Raw genomic sequence first — 887 nt, forward strand, 5'->3', positions numbered from 1 at the left:
AAGGACGCCCCCTGCCACATCAAGCAGAACGCGGTCGTCGAGGCGTGGTTGGCGTTTCGCCGAAGCAAAGACGCGAGGTTTCGCAGTGTGCGAGACAGGTCACATACGCTGCAATTCAACGCCGGCAACTTTCGCAATGGGACGTGGTATCCGAAACTCACCCGAGGTTTGGCGTTTCGTGCATCCGAGGAGATGCCCAGAGAATGGGCACGTGGGACTGAACTAATGCGGGTGAAAGACAGATGGTATGCCATCTTTCCTGAGCCCGTGAACGAGCAGTGTTCGTTAGCAAAGGGGGTGGTTGCGCTTGACCCTGGAGTAAGAAGTTTCTTTACAGGGTTTGATGGAGCAGGTTTTGTAGATATCGCCAAGGGGGACTTTGGCAGAATCGCTCGGCTGTGCTACCACCTAGACGATCTGCAGTCCAGGCTGAGTAAAGCACCGAGACCCAAGCGTAGGCGAATGCGGCAAGCGGCGTTTCGTCTGCGGGAGAGAATCAGGAACTTGGTGGACGAGTGCCATCGCAAGGTAGCGGCGTTCCTAACGGATAACTACCGATTGATATTCCTCCCCACTTTCGAGTCAGCCAAGATGGTTGCCAAGGCAGGGAGGAAGTTTGGTAGCAAGACAGCAAGGGCGATGCTCACCTGGGCGCACTATCGGTTCAAGCAGTTCCTGAAGTTTCAAGCCCAAAAGAAAAACGTGGTTGTCGTGGAAGTATCGGAAGCGTACACCAGCAAAACCTGTACCAAGTGCGGGCACATCCACACTAAGTTGGGTGGCGCAAAGGTGTTTAGATGCCCAAAGTGCAACCATAGGCTACCACGAGATTGGCAAGGCGCTCTGGGTGTTATGCTCAGAGCTTTGCGGGATACCGCCTTTCTGTT

At 54.5% G+C, this 887-nt stretch carries 1 protein-coding gene; it reads left to right on the forward strand.

Annotated elements, in window-relative coordinates; translation table 11 throughout:
• Positions 1–887, forward strand: an 887-nt coding sequence (locus tag NW838_RS05335) for an RNA-guided endonuclease InsQ/TnpB family protein (RefSeq protein WP_414427638.1), incomplete at both ends; no start/stop codon positions are given.

Source organism: Synechococcus sp. R55.2 (genome assembly GCF_047462075.1).
In the GTDB taxonomy this organism is placed as follows: Bacteria; Cyanobacteriota; Cyanobacteriia; order Thermostichales; family Thermostichaceae; genus Thermostichus.